Below are 18,621 nucleotides of genomic sequence, written 5' to 3' on the forward strand. Positions count from 1 at the left end.
GCATGACCGCGTCTAACAGGGTGCATCACCGGCACCACCTCATTTCATCACCAACTTTCAAGACTCTTGCCATCCTTGCGGCCGAGCCGCCGCAGCACACCAGGAAACGACCATGATCAAGCAGTTGATGTCGTCGCGCCGTTTTGCCCCGCTGTTCTGGGCGCAATTCTCCTCGGCGCTGAACGACAACGTCCTGAAGAATGCGCTCGTCATCATGCTGCTCTATGGCGCCATGGCCGTGCATGGCGATGCGCTGGTGACCGTGGCCGGTGCGGTGTTCATCTTCCCATTCTTCATTCTTTCGGGACTCGGCGGCGAGTTGGCCGACAGGTACGTCAAGGGCATCGTCGCGCGCAGGCTGAAGTTCGCCGAGATCTTCGCTGCCGGCTTCGCGGCGCTGGGTTTCTTCATGCATTCGATCCCGCTGCTGTTCGTCGCCCTCGGCATGTTCGGTGTCATCGCCGCGCTGTTCGGCCCGGTGAAATACGCCATGCTGCCGGACCAGCTGACGGTCGGCGAGCTCGCCACCGGCAATGCGCTAGTGGAAGGTGCGACCTTCATGGCCATCCTGATTGGCACCATCGCCGGCGGCCAGCTTGTCTCCGGCTCCTCGCACATGGGCTGGGTCGCTCTCGCGGTGATCGGCCTTGCCGTCATCTCCTGGGCCTCCGCCTCGCGCATCCCGCACACGGTGCCGTCCGCGCCGGATCTGCGGATCACGGCCAACCCCTGGACCTCGACCTTGCACCTTCTGAAGTCGTTACATGCCGCGCCCCGGCTGTGGGACGGCATGGTGATCGTGTCCTGGTTCTGGCTGGTGGGTGCCGTCGTGCTGTCGCTGCTGCCGGCCCTGGTCAAGGACGTCGTCGGCGGTACCGAGGGCGTCGTCACCCTGTGTCTCGCCATCTTTGCGGTCGGCATCGCGATCGGCTCGCTGTTCGCCGCGCATCTCAGCCACGTCAGGCCGAACCTCGCGCTGGTGCCGATCGGCGCCATCATCATGGGCGTGCTCGGCCTCGACTTGTCCTGGGCGATCGGCACGACGGAGATCGCGAAGGGAATCACGCCGCTGGGATTCATCGGCTCTTGGTCAGGCTCGCGCATGCTGTTCGATTTCGCCTTGTTCGCCTTCGGCGGTGGCCTCTTCGTGGTTCCTGCGTTCGCCGCTGTGCAGGCTTGGTCGGAGCCGACGGAGCGCGCGCGGGTCATCGCTGCCGGCAACGTGCTGCAGGCCGCTTTCATGGTGGTCGGCTCGCTGGGCGTGGCTGGCCTGCAGGCTGCAGGCGTCTCGATCGCCTGGATCTTCTTCGGTCTGGCCTTGGCGAGCTTCGGCGCCGTCTGGTTCGTGCTCACCAAATGGGGCAGGGAGGGCGTGCGCGACTTCGGCGCGATGCTGTTCCGCGCGCTGTTCCGCACTGAGGTGCGTGGGCTGGAGAACCTGCCGCCGGCCGGCACCCGCATGCTGATCGCGCCGAACCATGTCAGCCTGATCGACGGTCCGCTGCTCCACGCGGTGCTGCCGATCGATGCCACCTTTGCCGTCGACACCGGGATCTCCAAGGCCTGGTGGGCGAAGGTCTTCCTGAAACTTGTGAGCCACATCACGATCGACCCGACCAAGCCGCTCGGTGCTCGCGATCTGATCAAGCTGGTCGCCAGCCAGGAACCGGTGGTGATCTTCCCGGAGGGCCGCATCACGGTGTCGGGCTCGCTGATGAAGGTCTATGACGGCACCGCGATGATCGCCGACAAGGCCGACGCCGTCGTGGTGCCGGTCCGCATCGAGGGCGCGCAGCGCTCGCATCTCAGCTATCTCAAGGATGGCCAGATCAAGCGCTCGTGGTTTCCCAAGGTGACGGTGACGATCCTGCCGCCGGTGAAGCTCACCATCGATGCGGCTCTCAAGGGCAAGACCCGCCGCAATGCAGCTGGCGCTGCGCTGCAGGACGTGATGATCGAAGCCATGGTCAAGAACGCCATGCTGGATCGAACGCTGTTCGAGGCGCTCGCCCATGCCCATCGCGACCAAGACACCGGCAAGGTGATGATCGAGGACCCACTCGGCACCAAGCTGACCTATCGCAAGCTGCTGCTTGGCTCGCAGGTGCTCAGCCGTAAGCTCGAGCAGGGGACGATGGTGGGCGAGAACATCGGCCTGTTGCTGCCGAACTCCGCCGGCGTCGCCGTCGTCTTCATGGCGCTGCAGTCGATCGGCCGCGTGCCGGCAATGCTGAACTTCTCCGCCGGCCCGGTGAACGTGCTGGCGGCGATGAAGGCGGCGCAGGTCACGACCGTTCTGACGTCGCGGGCCTTCATCGAGAAGGGCAAGCTCGACAAGCTGATCGCAGCGATCGAGGGGCAGGCCCGTCTGGTCTATCTCGAGGACGTCAAGGCCTCGGTCAGCCTGGCCAACAAGATCAAGGGGATGATCGACGGCACCAAGCCGCGCGTCGCCCGCAATGCCGACCACCCGGCCGTGATTCTGTTCACGTCCGGCTCGGAAGGCACGCCGAAGGGCGTTGTCCTGTCCCATCGCAACATTCTGGCGAATGCTGCGCAGGCATTGGCGAGGGTTGACGCCAACGCTAACGATCTTGTGTTCAATGTTTTGCCGGTGTTCCACTCCTTCGGCCTCACCGGCGGCATGATGATGCCCATGTTGGCGGGCATCCCCATCTATATGTACCCGTCGCCGCTGCACTACCGGATCGTGCCCGAACTGATCTACCAGACCGGTGCCACCATCCTGTTCGGCACCGACACCTTCCTGACTGGTTACGCGCGCTCCGCCCATGCCTATGATTTCCGCACCCTGCGGCTGGTCATCGCCGGCGCCGAGCCGGTCAAGGACCGGACACGGCAGATCTACATGGAGCGTTATGGCATCCGCGTTCTCGAAGGCTATGGCGTCACGGAGACCGCGCCGGTGCTGGCGATGAACACGCCGATGGCCAACCGTGTCGGCACCGTTGGCCGCCTGTCGCCGCTGATGGAGTACCGGCTCGACAAGGTGCCGGGCATCGAGGAGGGCGGACGCCTCTCGGTCCGCGGCCCCAACGTCATGCTCGGCTATGTCAGAGCCGAAAATCCGGGTGTGCTGGAGGCACTGCCGGAGGGCTGGCACGACACCGGCGACATCGTCACCATCGACGCGCAAGGCTTCATCACGATCAAGGGCCGCGCCAAGCGCTTTGCCAAGATCGCCGGCGAGATGGTGTCGCTGACGGTGGTTGAGCAGATTGCCGCGACGCTATGGCCGCAAGCGGCATCGGTCGCGGTCTCGATTCCCGACCAGCGCAAGGGCGAGCGCATCGTGCTGATCACGACGCAGAAGGATGCCGAGCGCTCCGCGATGCAGCGCCAGGCCAAGGCGCAAGGCGCGCCGGAGCTGGCGGTGCCGGCCGTCGTGATGGTGGTCGACAAGATCCCGCTGCTCGGTTCTGGCAAGACCGACTATGTCGGCGCCAAGGCGCTCGCCGAGGCGAGTGCGGCAACAGCCACGGTCGAGCGTGAGCCGGAAGAGCGGGAAGTCGCGTGATTGCATCGCTGCGCCGGCGTTCTCAGCACATTGGCCCCCGCGACGCGGGGGTCGTCCTGCTGCATGGAATCGCCGGCCGATCATTGATGCTGCGTCCGCTGGAAAAGCGGCTGCAGCGAGCTGGTTTTGCGACGTTGAACCTCGACTATGAAAGCCGCAAGAAGCCGCTCGAGTTTCTTGCCGAGGACATCCGTCCGGCGATCGCCGATTTTGCCGCCGGGATCGACGGCCCGATCCACTTCGTCACCCATTCGATGGGCGGCCTGCTGGCACGGGTCGCGATCGCGAAGCATCGGCCGGCGCGGCTCGGCCGTGTCGTCATGCTGGGAACGCCCAATGGCGGCAGCGAGCTCGCCGACCGGCTGCAGAATGTCGGGCTCTATCGCACCTATTTCGGTCCGGCCGGCCTGCAGCTGGTGACGGCGAAAGACGTCACGCTCGCCTCTCTGCCGCCCGCCGATTACGAGATTGGTGTGATCGCCGGAAACCGTTTCCTCGATCCGATCGCCGGCCTGTTCCTGCTGCCATGGCCGAACGACGGCCGTGTCTCGGTCGAGAGCTGCAAGCTCGCCGAGATGACGGACTACACCGTGATCAAGGCCTCGCATATGGGCCTGCTGGTGCATCCGACGTCGTTCCGGCAGACCATCGCTTTCCTGCACACCGGACAGTTCGATCCAGCGCGTCCGCGGCTGCACGGTGTCATCGCCGAGATCGGCCGCCGCGCGGCCAGCTGACGCAAGTTTTCCTTGCCCGCGGCGGCTATCCCGCGCCAATCTCGCATCCAACATCAAGCAACGGGCAAGGCGATGACCGACGACAGCGTGATTCTCGACAAGCGCGGGCAGGCCCTCTGGATCACCATCAATCGTCCAGAGAAGCGCAACGCGCTGAATGGTGACGTCATCGCCGGGATCTCGCGCGGCTATCGCAAGGCGCATGACGATCCGCAGGTTCGCGTGATCGTGCTGACCGGCGCGGGAGACAAGGCATTCTGTGCGGGCGCCGACCTGCAGAACTCGGGCGCGGCCTTTGCGATGGATTTCTCCCGCCCCAATGTCGACTACGCCGATCTGCTCAGGCTGTCGCAGAATGCCACCAAGCCCGCGATCGCGCGCGTCGGCGGCGTCTGCATGGCCGGTGGCATGGGGCTGTTGTGCATGACCGACATGGCGGTTGCGGCCGATCACGTCATCTTCGGCCTGCCGGAGGTCAAGGTCGGCGTGTTCCCGATGCAGGTGCTGAGCCTGTTGCAGAGCATCGCGCCACCGCGACTCGTCAACGAATGGGCGCTGACGGGCGAGCCGTTCGATGCCAAGGCTGCACAGGCTGCGGGGTTGCTCAACCATGTCGTTCCCGCCGCCGAGCTCGATGCCAAGATCGAGTGGCTGATCGGCCGCATCGTCGACAAGTCGCCGACCGCCATCCGCCGCGGCAAATACGCCATGCGCGCCATCGCGTCGATGTCGTTCGACGAGGCGATCGCCTATCTCGAAAGCCAGATCGCGCTCTTGGCGATGACCGAGGACGCCAAGGAAGGCCTGAAGGCGTTCGCCGAGAAGCGCAAGCCGGTGTGGCCGGGGAAGTAGCGCGCGGCAGGTGGATCGCTTGACGGCGGCTCTGTTGTTCCAGCTGTCATGCTCCGCGAAGGCGGAGCATCGCTCGTTCCTCGGCTAGCGCGCAGCTTTACGCGCGCCTCGGGGACCCAATTCCCGGCGCTCGTTCATGCACAGGCCAAGCGCTCTGAGCGGGATCCATCGGATCGTGGGTGACGAGATCAAGGATCTCGTTGTTGGCGAAGCCGATCGCCATTGGTCGTATCACGTCTGGCACCACGCCCAGATCGTAGAATTCGGCTACCGCCCCATCAATCCGAAACCAGTTTTCGCAGGCACCGGTGTCGAGATTGATCAATTGGATTCCGCACCACGGTTCAGAATCGGTTTCGGCCAACCTGCGATCCAGTGCGAGACCCTCGAAACGCTCATAGCGAGGTTTCGACAAGCCAACGAAGGCATAGTTGCCGAAAAACGCGAGCCCGCGCACGAAGCCGGGACAGAATGCCAGAACGTGGAACGTCGCGCCGGCTGCTGAACGCTCGATCCATCCGATCTCCCCCGTGCCCGAGTTGAGCACCCACAATCTCCCGCGATAGAGCCGGGGGGAATGAGGCATCGAGAGACCATCGATCACTATCTCATTGGAGTGCACGTCGATGACGATGCCGCCATCGGAACGACGGTCGCGCCAGCCGTCGACGGTGTCCGATCTGCTGATCGCCGTAACGTAGCGCGGGGCGCCGTCTTCGATGGCAAGTCCGTTCAGATGACATCGGTCCTCCTTGACGATCTTCGAAATGAAGGAAGGCTTCCACAGCGGCGTGAAGCTGTGCCGTTCCGATGTGGAGGCAAGACAATTGTAAAGCGTGTTGACGAAGACGATGCGGCCGTCGCTCAGCATCCCCACGTCATGAACATCGAGCTCGCCAGTGGTGAAGATCTGGCGCGGGACATAACAGGCATCGTGCAGATCGTTGATCCGCTGCCCGGGCGCAAGTACGTTCCTGAATCTCAAGATCTGGAACATCGTGGCGAGCAGGAGCGTATCGCTGTCCACGACGCAGATTCCCATGGCCTTGTGAAAGAGGCGCTCGTGGACCAAGAGCCCGCCGTCGGCATTCTGACCCAGGAAATAGAATTTGCCGGATTGATAGGACGAACCCGCGATGGCGATGCGCTGAGAACCAAGAAAGCCGGGCAGTCCGGGTGACATGGAATACCGAACCGCTTCACTGCCGGCCTGGCCAACCTGTTCCGCGGGAAGGCGTACGCAAGTTCGATCGGCTGGCAGAATCTCGTTTGATTCGAATGTCGGTACGTCGTCACGACGGCCCATGGATGCTTCTCCAAACGGCGGTGAACCCGACAAGAGGCAGGCCTCTTCAGCGCGGCCTAGGAGAGTGCCTCGAAAGACGGGAACGGCTTAAGACTTTTTGGTCGATGTGCCATCATCTTCTGGTTGTCCAGTAATTCTTGACATATAAAGGTTGAGTTTCCCAGCCCAAAGGAGGAGGGCGGCGCTTGTCCGACAGGTTTCCATGCCGGCAGTTGGTGCTGTCGTCTTCGATGCTGGTGGGCGCAGTTTTCGGCTATAGCCGCCGGGTCTACGCTGCTTGCGCCAATGTGGGCGGTTCCAATTGGGAATGCTCGGCGGCCAGCACCGCCCAGACGATTTCGGGCGCCAACGCTCACGTGACTGCGCTATCGGGATTCCGCATTACGACCGTCTCCTCGAATGCTCTGACGATCACCGGCGCCGGCAACCTTTCATACACCGATACGAACTTCTCTCCGTTTACTGCGACCGCCGGCAACGGACTCAATATGACGACGACAGCCGGCGTTCCGGGCAGCATCACAGTGAATACCAACGGTGATATCACCGCCCTCAACTACGGCATTCGGGGCCGCAACCAGGGCACCGGCGCGCTCAGCATCACGACCAACGGCGATGTCGTAAGCACGGGCACAACCTCGGTATCGCGGGGAATCGTGGCGATCAATTTCGGCACTGATCTGACCGTGACAACCGGCGCAGGCTCCAACGTCCGCGGCGCGCGCTACGGAATTCTGAGCCGCAACTACGGCACTGGATCGACGACCGTGACGGTCAACGGTGACGTCACGGCCGCCGGCACGACCGGCAGCGATTTCGCTCTTCTCGCGAGAGGGAACGCAGATGTCACGGTGACCACAGCCGCCGGAACTACCGTGAGCGGCCAGGAGAGCGGCATCTTCGCGCGGAGCGATGGCAATGGCGCGGTAAAGATCGCCGTCGCTGGCGACGTCACAGGAACCAATACGACGGGCATATATGCGAGAAGCGGAACGAGCGGATCAATTGCGATTACGATCGGCGCCGGAAGCCACGTGACCTCGAATGGTACGGGAGCGGATGGTTTCGCCATTGATACATCGAGCTTCGTCGTCAGCCCTACCACTCTCACTGTGGCCGGTACGCTAGATGGCGGTGCGGGCGGCGCCGTTCGGTTTCATGGTTCGGCGAACCGGCTTGAGCTCTATCCAACCGCTGCGATCAACGGCAACGTTTTCGGCGGCGGCAGCGACACCCTTGCACTGGGCGGCACTGGTACAGCGAGCTTCAACGTCGCAACGATCGGTGCCGGCCTGCAATACCAGGGCTTCGGGACGTTTCTCAAGGAGGGCAGCAGCCACTGGACGCTTACTGGCACCACTCCGCTCATCTCCAGCTTTACCGTGAATGGCGGCCTGCTTGAGGTCGACGGAAACATGCCAAACACCTCAGTCACAGTGAATAGCGGCGCACTGCAACTCGGGAATGGCGGCAGCGCCGGCTCGATCGGCGGCAACGTCACTGACAACGGCATCTTTGCGATCAATCGTTCCGACAGCTACACGTTCGGCGGCATCATTTCGGGCACCGGGACATTCCAACAGCTTGGCTCCGGCACCACCATCTTCTCCGGTGCGAACACTTATACCGGCGGCACCATCGTCAGCGCGGGCACACTGCAACTCGGCAATGGCGGTACCAGCGGCTCGATCGTCGGCGACGTGATCGACAACGGAATCTTGGCCTTCAATCATTCCGACGGTTACACCTTCGGTGGAACGATCTCAGGCTCTGGTGCCCTCGAGCAAAACGGCAGTGGCACGCTCGTCCTGAGCGGGCACAGTAGCTACACAGGCCCGACGTTCATCAACAGCGGGATACTAGACGTCACAGGGGAGCTCGCATCGACCGTGTTCGTCAACTCCGGGGCCCGGCTCATGGGCAATGGCACGATCGGCGGCCTCGCTGTCGCGAGCAGGGGAGTCGTTTCTCCAGGCAATGCGATCGGGACGCTTAATGTCTCTGGCGACGTATCCTTTGCCTCTGGCTCCACCTACGAAGTCGAGACCAACGCGTCCGGGGCGGCAGACCGGATCGTGGCGACCGGCACGGCAAGACTCAATGGCAATGTCGTCGTCCTGCCGCAGAACGGTGCCTATGCCTTCCGTACCACCTACAATATCCTCAATGCCGCCGATGGCATTAGTGGTGCCTTCTCTGGGGTGAGCAGCAACTCTGCGTTCCTGTTTCCCAGCCTGAGTTATGATGCCAACAACGTGTTCCTCTCGTTGACCCAGTCGACGTTCTTTCCGAGCGTCGCGCGGACGGCAAACCAGCTGGCCGTAGCCACCGCTCTCCAGGAAAGCTCGCCGGATAGCCGGCTCTTCGGCAGCGTGATCTTCCAGACAGCGCCCGGCGCGCAACAGGCGTTCGACGCGCTGTCGGGCGAACTTCATGCCAGCGCACGGACGTCCCTCGTCGAAGACGGTCATTTCGCCCGGGACGCCGTCCTCGGACGCTTGCGTCAAACTTCCTTTGAGGACCGTTTTGGGCCGTTTGCGAGTTTCGGCTCCGGTGGTCCAGCCGTGATCTACGGCGATGTCGATCTATCCTCGCCGAAGCATCTGGCCTACGCCGCCGATACGGACAGGCGCATTCTCCGCACCGGCAGCATTCCGTCGTCGGCCAACGCGTCCACATCGCGGGATATTGGCTGGTGGGCTCAGGGAGTGGGGGCTTGGGGCACGGCTCATGGTGACGGCAGTGCTGCTGGTATGAGCCGACGCCTGAGCGGTTTCTTCAGCGGAGTAGATGGGCGGCTGGGCGACAACTGGCGGGCAGGCGTCGCGGTCGGCTACACCAATTCGAGGACGAGCATCGATGCCCGTGCGAGCTCGGCCGATATCGATAGCGCATATCTAGCCGTCTATACTGGCTTTGACGTGGGTGCCTGGAACGTCCGCTCGGGGGCACTTCTGAGCTTCAGCACCATTGGGAGCGCTCGCTCGATCAGCTATCCGGGTTTTCTCGAACGGGCGACCGGGCGTTATGGCGCGTTCGGCTCACAAATATTTGGTGAGATTGGGTATGATCTGAACCTCGCGGATGCTCTTGTGGAGCCATTTGCAGGTTGGTCCTGGATCCATCTCCATACCAATGGCTTCGATGAGGCCGGTGACGTCGCCGCACTTTCCGGCTCATCGCGCGAGGAGGACGTAGGTTATACGGCGATCGGGGCGCGCGCATCGGCGCTGATTGCACTATCGGACGGAATGGCGCTCAAGCCGTCAGCATCGCTCGCTTGGCAACACGGTTTCGGCCAGCTCAAGCCGGAAGACCACCTGCTTTTCAGAAGCACCGGCGCTGCATTTGACATTGCAGGGCTGCCGCTCGCTCGGGATGCCGCCCTGGTGCAGACCGCCCTGGATCTGCGCACAAGCGCCAATACTGTCATGGGAGTGTCCTATCGCGGCAATCTTTCGAGGAGCAGCCAGGATCACTCGATCGAGGGGCACATCAAAGTTCAATTCTAGCTCTATCTGGGGAAAGATATCCGGACAGCGGATGCGCGAGGCGATCAGCGTCTCATCGAGACCTGCCTATCATTTGGCTGCGAATGCGCAGCGCACATTTGAGTGCCGCCTGGCTTGTCCTTGCAGCAGATGAACAGCGTGCTTGGACGATCATCATTCGAGACTGAAACCTCACAGCAGTATTGGCCGCGTAGGTTGCCCTGAGGTTCGCGCGGCGTCATAATTGACGGATGGTGCGGCATTCGGATCGAGGGGAACATGACACGATCCGCCGGACATCCCGACGCTGATGGCCTGCACATCCGGCCGATGCGGCCGGACGAGATCGGGCTCGCGATCGACTGGGCGGCAGCCGAGGGGTGGAATCCCGGGTTGTCCGATGCGACGTGCTTCGCAGAGGTCGACCCCGACGGCTTCCTCGTCGCCGAGCGCGACGGCGTGCCGGTCGCGACCGTGTCCTGCGTGAACTATGACGACCGGTTCGCCTTTCTCGGATTCTACATGGTGCGTCCCGAGCTGCGCGGGCGCGGCTACGGCTTGCGGCTCTGGCAGGCGGCGATGGCGCATGCGGGATCGCGCATTGTCGGACTCGATGGCGTGGTCGCGCAGCAGGACAACTATCGGAAATCCGGCTTCAGCTACGCGTATGCCAATATCCGCTACGGGGGACGATCCGCCGCCTTGCTGCAATCGGCGGATCGATCAGGTATCGTCGCTCTTGCCGATGTGCCGCTTTCCGACATCGAAGCGTCAGATGCGACCGTATTTCCCGCCCCGCGCCGGGCATTCCTGCGGGCCTGGATCGACACGCCCGGTCATGTCGGCCGGGCGCTGATCCGCGACGGTACGCTAGCCGCCTGGGGTGTGATCCGTCCGTGCCGTGCGGGCTACAAAATCGGTCCGCTGATTGCGGAAAAGCGTGCCGATGCCGAGGCCGTGGTGTCGGCGCTGCTGAGCGCAGCCGGCGACTCCGAGGTGTTCCTCGACGTGCCCGCGATCAATCCGGAGGCGGTGGCGCTCGCCGAGAGCCTCGGCCTGAAGCCGGTGTTCGAGACCGCGCGCATGTACACCGGGCCGATCCCGCCGCTCCGGATCGACCGGGTGTTCGGTGTCACCACCTTCGAACTCGGCTAACTCACCGTCCGAGCGGCCGCGCGAAGCTCAGTTCGTGGCCGTCGGGATCGGTGAGGTGGAAATAGCGCTCGCCCCATTCGGCATTGCAGGGCGTGGTCGAGGGGGCAAAGCCAGCGGCCAGCGCCTTGGCGTAGACGGCGTCGACATCGGCGACGTGGAAGATGATGCGGCCCCACCAGCTCCACTGCTTCTCCCTGGACATGGCGATCAGGTTGAGGAAGCCGGAGCCCACACGGAAGCTCGTGAACGACGTGTGGGCGCCGCCATGGGCGATGTCGTCGAAGCCGAGCGCGCGATAGAACGCGACCGCGCGCGTCATGTCGTGGGTGGCAATCGTAATCGCGCTGATGCTCTCGATGGTCATGGAGGCGCTCCTCGCCGTGTGGAAGCCGCGCCATAGAGAAGCTCAGATCACAGTTGGCACGCAAGGGCGGCCGGGTCGTGACGAATTCAGCGCCAGCGCCGCCGGCTCATCACAGCGCCCAGCGCGAAGAACACCGCCGCGCCGAGCGCAATGGTCGCCGCGCGCGCGACATCCCCCGGCACGAGCATCGCCCGCTGCGCCGCGCCCTGGCTGAAGGAGCCGCGGGTGCGGTGTAGGCGCGTCACGGGACGGTCGAGATTGTCGGTGCGATCGGGCACCAGTGGTACGTCGGTCTGTTGCCCGGCGATCGCCTTGGCAGCGAGGTAGCGGTCGAGCAAAGCGGGCGCGACGGCGTTACCGAGGATCGTGAGCAGTGTCGGCCAGCCGATCCAATATTCGCGGAAGCCGCCGTCGGCGACGCGATAGACGGCGTCCGCGATCACCTCGGGCTCCACCGGCCGGCCCATTGGTCGTGGCGTATGCGCAAGGTGCGCGCGAGCCCAGTCGAATTGCGGTGTGTTCACCGCGGGCAGGTCGACGATGCTGAGCGTGATGCCTGAGCGCTCGTGCATCAGCTCGGCCCGCAGCGAGTCGGTGAAGCCCCGGATCGCATGTTTGGCGCCGCAATAGGCCGCCTGCAGCGGAATGCCACGATAGGCGAGCGCCGAGCCGATCTGAATGATGCGGCCTTCGCCGTGCCGGCGCATCGAGCGCAGCGCCGCCATCGTGCCGTGCACGAAGCCGAGATAGGTGACCTCGGTGACGCGGCGGAACTCCTCCGGCGTGATGTCGGCCACGGTCGAGAACACCGTCTCCATGGCGTCATTGATCCAGATGTCGACCGGACCCAGGCGCTGCTCGAGCCGTTCGGCGGCCTCGAACAGCGCCTGCGCGTCGGCGACATCGACCGCCTCGTATTCGGCATGGGCAAACCGCGCCTGCAGCTCGCGCTGGACGTCGCGCAGCGCATCCTCGTCACGCGCGATCAGGCCGACGCGGTCGCCGGCCGCGCCGAAGCGTTTTGCGATGGCGCGGCCGACGCCGGCGGAGGCGCCCGTGATGATGATGGTGCGAGCTGGTCTGCGAGGCATGTCCGGTTCTCCACGCGCCCCGTCGTACAAACGTGCTGCGGCCGGCAATGTTTCGGGCCGGTCAAGCCGGCCGAATGAATTCTCCGTCAGCCGTTATCGGAGCCGTGGACTTCGACGCGCGATCCATCAGGCTCCGAGAGGGCAGGCCAGCCCCCCCGGAGATTGTGGGACAGAAAAGCTCGCTGAGCCTTGCCGGTGCGACCGGAGCTCAGCCCGGATTGGCCTTGAGGCCGGCGGCTTCGATGCCGGCGACGGCGCAGATCTCGTCATTGTCCGAAGTGTCGCCGGAGACGCCGACGGCGCCGACGAGCGTCGTGCCGTCCATGATCAGCACGCCGCCGGGCACCGGGACCATGCGGCCCTGGGCCAGCGTGTTCACGGCGTCGATGAAATAGGCCTGCTCCTGGGCGCGCTGGAACAGGGCGCGGGAGCCGAGGCCGAGGGCGAGTGCGCCGTAGGCCTTGCCGTGCGCGACCTCGGCCCGCATCAGGCTGGTGCCGTCCTGCGCGGCGGCGGCCTTCAGGCAGCCGCGCGCGTCGAGCACCATCACAGCGAGCGGCTTGAACTTCTTCTCGATGCCCTTCGCGAGCGTGGCGTCGAGGATCTTGCGGGCGGTGTCGAGCGAGAGATCGGCCATGTCGGTGTCCTTGTGCTTTGTGATGCCAAGTTGGCTAGGTCATCCGTCATTGCGAGCGAAGCGAAGCAATCCAGGGTGAAAGAAAAGGTCTGGATTGCTTCGTCGCTTCGCTCCTCGCAATGACGAACATTGAGATCATGCTCCGCGGCGTTCCGACCTCGTGAATCAAGAACGCATCTGCGTCCGCTCCAGGCTCATCGCCAGGAGCTGCGCAGCGTGCACGGCGCCGCGACCGGCGCCGTCTTGGATCTGGTGGCGGCAGGAGGTGCCGTTGGCGACGATGAAGGTCGAAGCTTCTGCCTTGCGTACCGCAGGCAGCAGCGACGCCTCCGCCATCTGCAGCGAGACCTCGTAGGTCTCCGCGCCATAGCCGAACGCGCCGGCCATACCGCAGCAGGAGGATTCGATGGTCTCGACCGTGAGCTCCGGAATGAGTCGCAGCACCTGCTCGACAGGCTTGAAGGCGGCGAAGGATTTCTGATGGCAATGGCCGTGCAGCAGCGCCTTGCCGGGCAGGGGGGCGAGCGGCAGCGCGAGCCGTCCGGCCTCTGCCTCGCGCGCCAGAAACTCTTCCAGCAGCAGCGCGTGCGCGCTGATCGTCTTCGCGGCGGTATCGTCGCGTAGCGACAGCAGCTCGTCGCGCAGCGTCAGCAGGCAGCTTGGCTCCAGGCCAATGATCGGCACGCCGCGCGCTGCGAACGGCGCGTAGGTCTCGACCAGGCGCTGCAGCTCGGACTTGGCTTCGTCGACCAGACCGGCGGACAGGAACGTCCGGCCGCAGCACAGCGCCCGGCCGCCATCGGCGGGCTTGGGAACGTAGACGCGGTAGCCGCCCGCGATCAGCACGCGCAGCGCGGCGTCGAGATTTTCGCGCTCATAGACGCGGTTGAAGGTGTCGCCGAACAGCACGACCTCACGGCCATCAGCCGGACCGAACGCGTCGGCCTCGACGCGGAAGGTGTCGGTGCGGAAGGCCGGCAGCTTGCGCTTGGCGCTGATGCCCGCAACGCGCTCCATCAGCACGCGCAGGGGCGCAACATGATTGCGCAGGTTCACGAGCGGCGCGACGCGGGCGACGAGATCGGCGTAGCGCGGCAGGTAGGCGACGAGCCGGTCACGCAGCGTAAGACCATGCGTCGTTGCCCGCGCTGCCAGCACCTCGATCTTCATCTTGGCCATGTCGACGCCGGTCGGACACTCGCGGCGACAGGCCTTGCAGGACACGCACAGCTTCAGCGTCTCCATCATCTCGTCAGACGACAGCGCGCCGGGACCGAGCTGGCCGGAGATCGCCAGCCGCAGCGTATTGGCACGGCCGCGCGTGACATCCTTCTCGTCGCGGGTGGCGCGATAGGACGGACACATCACGCCGCCGTCGAGCTTGCGGCAGGCGCCGTTGTTGTTGCACATCTCGACCGCGCCCTGGAAACCGCCGGCGGCGCCGGGATAGGCCGACCAGTCGAGCACGGTCTTGAGATCATCGATGCGATAGTCCGGCGGATAGCGGAACAGCGAGCGGTCGTCCATCTTGGGCGGATCGACGATGCGGCCGGGATTGAGCACATTGCCGGGGTCGAAGCGCTGCTTGACCTCCTTGAAGTCGGCGACGATGCGGCTGCCGAACATCTGTTCGTGGAATTCCGAGCGCACGATGCCGTCGCCGTGCTCGCCGGAATGCGATCCCTTGTACTCGCGCACCATGGCGAAGGCTTCCTCGGCGATGGCCCGCATCGCCTTGACGTCCTTCTCCAGCTTCAGGTTCAGCACCGGGCGGACGTGCAGGCAGCCTTCGGAGGCATGCGCATACATCGTGCCGCGCGTGCCATGCCTGGCGAAGACCTCGTTGAGCCGCGCGGTGTAGTCAGCGAGATGCGGCAGCGGCACCGCGCAGTCCTCGACGAACGACACCGGCTTGCCGGCCTCCTTCATCGACATCATCACGTTGAGGCCGGCGGCGCGGAAGTCGGCGACCGCGGTCTGCAGGGCAGGGTCGGTGATCTCGACCACGCCGCCCCATTTGCGCGGCTCGTTGCTCCAGGCGAAGCCGAGGTCGCCCATCAACTCGGAGAGCTGCTTCAGCTTGGCGAGGTTCTCGTCCGTTGTCTCCTCGGCGAACTCCACCACCAGGATGGCGTCGGGGTCGCCGCGCACGGCGGCGGCGATCACTGGCTGGAACATCGCGATGTCGCGTCCAAGCCCGATCATGGTGCGGTCCACCAGTTCGACCGCGATCGGCTTCAGCTTCACAAGGTGCTGAGCCGCGTCCATGGCCGCGTAGAAGCTGCCGAAATGGCAGATGCCGAGCACCTTGGTGCGGATCAGGGGCCACAGCTTGAGCTCGATGCGGGTGGAGAAGGCGAGGGTGCCTTCGGAGCCGACGAGCAGATGGGCCAGGTTGTTGGCGGCGTTGCGCGGCGTCAGCGCATCCAGATTGTAGCCGCCGACGCGGCGCTGCACCTTGGGAAACTTGTCGGCGATCTCCGCGGCCTCGCGCTCGCCCAGCGCAAGCATGTCGCGAAACAGCGCGTGAGCGCTGTCCGGCGCGCTGACGTCACGAAGGTCTCGCGGCACCTCGCCAAAATGCGCCAACGTGCCGTCGGCGAGCGCCGCGTCGATCGCGATGGTGTTGTCGCGCATCGTGCCGTAGCGCAGCGAGCGGCCGCCGCAGGAATTGTTGCCGGCCATGCCGCCGATCGTGGCACGCGACGCCGTCGAGACGTCGACGGGAAACCACAGGCCGTGCTGCTTGAGTTGGCGATTGAGGTCGTCGAGCACGATGCCCGGCTCGACCACGCAGGTCCGGGCCTCGACGTCGAGAGAGACGATGCGGTTCAGGTGCTTGGAGAAGTCGACGACGATCCCCTCGTTGACGGTCTGGCCGCATTGCGAGGTGCCGCCGCCGCGCGGGGTGACGATGCGGCCGTCGTCGCGGGCGAGGGCGAGCGTACGCAGTGCCTCGTCCATCGTGCGCGGCACGACCACGCCGGCCGGGATGACCTGGTAGAACGAGGCGTCGGTGGCGTAGCGGCCACGGCTGAAGCGGTCGAAGAAGACGCCGCCTGCAATCTCGGCGCGGAGCTTCTGTTCGAGCCTGGACGGACCGGCTTTGGCGTTCGGCATGGTGATCCCTGGTCGGGCCCGGCTGTCGTCTGGCGGGCCCTCTTGAGCCCCGTGTCATTCATTTCTGCAAATGCGTCAATCTGATTGCATGCAAATTTGCGCAATCCTGGGCGTCATTCGACCTTGTCCGGCTTACTTCCCGCCGTTGGCGGTTGACTCTCGCCGAAGTAGGCGATCGCGGCCGCGCCCTTGTTGCGCAGATGTTGAAACAGAATGTCGGACAGCTCGCTTCCGGCGCGCCGGCGCAGGGCGTCGAGGATCATCTCATGCTCGCGCATGGCCTCGCTCCAGCGTTCGCGCTTGCGGGCGAAATTGGCCGAGAAGCGCACCCGCCGGATGCGGCCCGCCAGGCTCTCATAGGTCGCATGAAGGGTGGCGTTGGCGGCGGCATCCACGATCGCGCGGTGGATGAGCTGGTTCATGCGGAAATAGCCCTGCATGTCCTGCCGCATGTAAAACCCGTACATATCATGATGAAACTGCTCGATTTTTTCGATCGCTTCATCCGAAATCTTCTCGCAGGCGAGGCGGCCGGCGAGCCCTTCCAGGCCTCCCATCAGGTCGAATAATTCGTGGATGTCGGCGGCGCTGAGCGGGCGCACCCGAGCGCCGCGATTGGGCAGCAGCTCGACCAGGCCTTCGGCCGCGAGCACCTTGAGCGCTTCGCGCAAGGGAGTGCGGGACACCCCCAGCATTTCGCAAAGCTGGCGCTCGGACAGGCGGCCGCCGTCGGCGACGTGGCCCTCGACGATGTAGTCGCGCAGCCGTGCCAGGATCTCGTCATGCAGCGAGGTCTCGTCCCGCGCAGGCGCAGGTCGACCACTTGGATCTGCCAATGGTGGCGTCTCGATATCGGGAATCGTGGAATTCATTTCACCCATTGTAGCGATAGTTACAGATGTGGTCGACCTTGTGTGTGAATACGTTTAATCTCTTGCATGCTGAATAATTGAATGCAATCATTGGTGCCAGAATGCCGTCGTCGCCCGGAGCTCTGTCGTGACCCGTCCCCAAGGCCGTCATTTCTTGCATATTCCGGGCCCAAGTCCGGTGCCCGAGCGGGTGCTGCGGGCGATGGACATGCCGGTGATCGATCACCGCAGCGCCGAGTTCGCCGAACTCGGCAAGGCCGTGCTCGGTGGCTCGCAGGCGATCTTCAAGGCCACGAGCCCGGTAGTCATCTATCCGTCCTCGGGCACCGGCGCCTGGGAGGCCGCCATCGTCAACACGCTGTCGCCGGGCGACAAGGTGCTGATGGTCGAGACCGGCCACTTCGCCACGCTGTGGCGGCAGATGGCGGCGCGGTGGGGAATCGAGGTCGATTTCATTCCCGGCGACTGGCGCCGTGGCGTCGATCCTGCCGTCATCGAGGAGAAGCTGGTTGCCGACGCCGGTCATCGGCTCAAGGCGGTGATGGTCGTGCACAACGAAACCTCGACCGGCGCGACCAGCCGGATCGGCGAGGTGCGCGCCGCGATCGACCGCGCCAAGCATCCGGCGCTGCTGATGGTCGACACGATTTCTGGTCTCGCCTCGGCCGACTTCCGATTCGACGAGTGGAAGGTCGACGTCGCCGTGTCGTGCTCCCAGAAGGGCTTCATGCTGCCGCCGGGGCTCGGCTTCAACGCCATCTCGGACAAGGCGCGCCTTGTTGCCAAGGCCAACAAGATGCCGCGCTCGTTCTGGGACTGGGAAGACATGCTGAAGCTGAACGCGAACGGCTTCTTCCCCTACACGCCGGCGACGAACCTGCTCTACGGTCTGCGTGAAGCGATTGCGATGCTGCTCGAGGAGGGTCTCGATCAGGTGTTCGCGCGCCACCTCAGGCTTGCGGCCGCGACCCGCGCCGCCGTCGAGCATTGGGGCCTGGAGGTGCTGTGCCAGGAGCCGAAGGATTTCTCTCCGGTGCTGACCGCCGTGCTGATGCCGCCGGGCCATGACGCGGATCAGTTCCGTCAGGTCGTGCTCGACAACTACAACATGTCGCTCGGTTCGGGCCTGTCCAAGGTCGCGGGCAAGGTGTTCCGCATCGGCCATCTCGGCGAGTGCAACGCGCTGACCCTGGTGGCTGCGCTGAGCGGTGTCGAGATGGGGCTGCGTGCGGCCGGCGTGCCGCATCGTGCCGGCGGCGTCGATGCCGCGATGGCGCTGCTTGAAGAGCCATTGGAGGGCAATGCGCCGCGCCATCTGGCTGCGGTGAAATGAGGCCAAATCGCGTGCAGCAAGCTGGGACGTCCCGCTATGCCGCACTGCACAGGAGAAGGGGATTCGTGTGCATCTGAGGGATGTCAGCCCGAAGCGATCGGTGCTTGCGTCTTCTTTGTTGACGC

At 64.5% G+C, this 18,621-nt stretch carries 12 protein-coding genes; 6 read left to right on the plus strand and 6 right to left on the minus strand.

Annotation, left to right across the window (positions count from 1 at the left end; all coding sequences use genetic code 11):
• Positions 1-112 precede the first annotated feature (112 nt).
• The 3 genes from QX135_RS25185 to QX135_RS25195 all read left to right on the plus strand — a co-directional run bounded on the left by QX135_RS25185 (position 113) and on the right by QX135_RS25195 (position 5,127).
• Positions 113-3,538 carry an acyl-[ACP]--phospholipid O-acyltransferase gene (locus QX135_RS25185; protein ID WP_316180266.1) on the plus strand — a complete coding sequence of 1,142 codons (3,426 nt, stop codon included), beginning with the start codon at positions 113-115 and terminating at the stop codon, positions 3,536-3,538.
• Positions 3,538-4,275, plus strand: a complete 738-nt coding sequence (locus tag QX135_RS25190; protein WP_315782895.1) for an esterase/lipase family protein — start codon at positions 3,538-3,540, stop codon at positions 4,273-4,275. The genes QX135_RS25185 and QX135_RS25190 overlap by 1 nt, the downstream gene beginning before the upstream one ends.
• A gap of 72 nt (positions 4,276-4,347) precedes the next feature.
• On the plus strand, positions 4,348-5,127 hold the full coding sequence (locus QX135_RS25195) for an enoyl-CoA hydratase/isomerase family protein (RefSeq protein WP_315777056.1): 780 nt from the start codon (positions 4,348-4,350) through the stop codon (positions 5,125-5,127).
• Between the two features lie 97 nt (positions 5,128-5,224).
• Here QX135_RS25195 and QX135_RS25200 read toward each other — a convergent pair whose 3' ends face one another.
• Complete coding sequence (locus tag QX135_RS25200) at positions 5,225-6,433, minus strand: TIGR03032 family protein (RefSeq protein WP_316180268.1); 1,209 nt, start codon at positions 6,431-6,433, stop codon at positions 5,225-5,227.
• 185 nt (positions 6,434-6,618) lie between these two features.
• Here QX135_RS25200 and QX135_RS25205 point away from each other — a divergent pair, with 185 nt between their 5' ends.
• Both QX135_RS25205 and QX135_RS25210 read left to right on the plus strand, forming a co-directional pair.
• Positions 6,619-9,945 (plus strand): autotransporter domain-containing protein, encoded by a 3,327-nt coding sequence (locus QX135_RS25205; protein WP_315777058.1) that lies wholly within the window; start codon positions 6,619-6,621, stop codon positions 9,943-9,945.
• Positions 9,946-10,203: 258 nt separating this feature from the next.
• Positions 10,204-11,079, plus strand: a complete 876-nt coding sequence (locus QX135_RS25210) for a GNAT family N-acetyltransferase (protein ID WP_315777059.1) — start codon at positions 10,204-10,206, stop codon at positions 11,077-11,079.
• Position 11,080: 1 nt separating this feature from the next.
• Here the strand turns inward: QX135_RS25210 and QX135_RS25215 are convergent, their stop codons facing one another.
• From QX135_RS25215 to QX135_RS25235, 5 genes are all read right to left on the minus strand, one after another.
• On the minus strand, positions 11,081-11,443 hold the full coding sequence (locus tag QX135_RS25215; protein WP_315756116.1) for a VOC family protein: 363 nt from the start codon (positions 11,441-11,443) through the stop codon (positions 11,081-11,083).
• 86 nt (positions 11,444-11,529) lie between these two features.
• Positions 11,530-12,534, minus strand: coding sequence for an SDR family oxidoreductase (locus QX135_RS25220; RefSeq protein ID WP_316180271.1), 1,005 nt, complete (start codon positions 12,532-12,534; stop codon positions 11,530-11,532).
• 208 nt (positions 12,535-12,742) lie between these two features.
• A complete protein-coding gene (locus tag QX135_RS25225) occupies positions 12,743-13,171 on the minus strand; it encodes a GlcG/HbpS family heme-binding protein (RefSeq protein ID WP_315777060.1) in 429 nt (142 codons plus the stop codon).
• A gap of 165 nt (positions 13,172-13,336) precedes the next feature.
• The gene (locus tag QX135_RS25230) at positions 13,337-16,291 is read right to left on the minus strand and encodes an FAD-binding and (Fe-S)-binding domain-containing protein (protein WP_316180274.1); all 2,955 of its coding nucleotides are present in this window, start codon (positions 16,289-16,291) and stop codon (positions 13,337-13,339) included.
• A 113-nt stretch (positions 16,292-16,404) separates the two neighbouring features.
• On the minus strand, positions 16,405-17,163 hold the full coding sequence (locus QX135_RS25235) for a GntR family transcriptional regulator (RefSeq protein ID WP_315739015.1): 759 nt from the start codon (positions 17,161-17,163) through the stop codon (positions 16,405-16,407).
• A gap of 127 nt (positions 17,164-17,290) precedes the next feature.
• Between QX135_RS25235 and QX135_RS25240 the strand changes: the two genes are divergently transcribed.
• Positions 17,291-18,496, plus strand: a complete 1,206-nt coding sequence (locus QX135_RS25240; RefSeq protein ID WP_316180276.1) for an alanine--glyoxylate aminotransferase family protein — start codon at positions 17,291-17,293, stop codon at positions 18,494-18,496.
• The last annotated feature ends 125 nt before the right edge of the window (positions 18,497-18,621 follow it).

Source organism: Bradyrhizobium sp. SZCCHNR1098 (assembly GCF_032489375.1).
Classification (GTDB): Bacteria; Pseudomonadota; Alphaproteobacteria; order Rhizobiales; family Xanthobacteraceae; genus Bradyrhizobium.

Excerpts from the sequence above, each read along its gene's own strand:
- QX135_RS25185 (WP_316180266.1), top strand. The coding sequence starts at position 113 with ATGATCAAGCAGTTGATGTCGTCGCGCCGTTTTGCCCCGCTGTTCTGG.
- QX135_RS25195 (WP_315777056.1), top strand. The coding sequence starts at position 4,348 with ATGACCGACGACAGCGTGATTCTCGACAAGCGCGGGCAGGCCCTCTGG.
- QX135_RS25200 (WP_316180268.1), bottom strand. The coding sequence starts at position 6,433 with ATGGGCCGTCGTGACGACGTACCGACATTCGAATCAAACGAGATTCTG.
- QX135_RS25210 (WP_315777059.1), top strand. The coding sequence starts at position 10,204 with ATGACACGATCCGCCGGACATCCCGACGCTGATGGCCTGCACATCCGG.
- QX135_RS25215 (WP_315756116.1), bottom strand. The coding sequence starts at position 11,443 with ATGACCATCGAGAGCATCAGCGCGATTACGATTGCCACCCACGACATG.
- QX135_RS25220 (WP_316180271.1), bottom strand. The coding sequence starts at position 12,534 with ATGCCTCGCAGACCAGCTCGCACCATCATCATCACGGGCGCCTCCGCC.
- QX135_RS25225 (WP_315777060.1), bottom strand. The coding sequence starts at position 13,171 with ATGGCCGATCTCTCGCTCGACACCGCCCGCAAGATCCTCGACGCCACG.
- QX135_RS25230 (WP_316180274.1), bottom strand. The coding sequence starts at position 16,291 with ATGCCGAACGCCAAAGCCGGTCCGTCCAGGCTCGAACAGAAGCTCCGC.
- QX135_RS25235 (WP_315739015.1), bottom strand. The coding sequence starts at position 17,163 with ATGAATTCCACGATTCCCGATATCGAGACGCCACCATTGGCAGATCCA.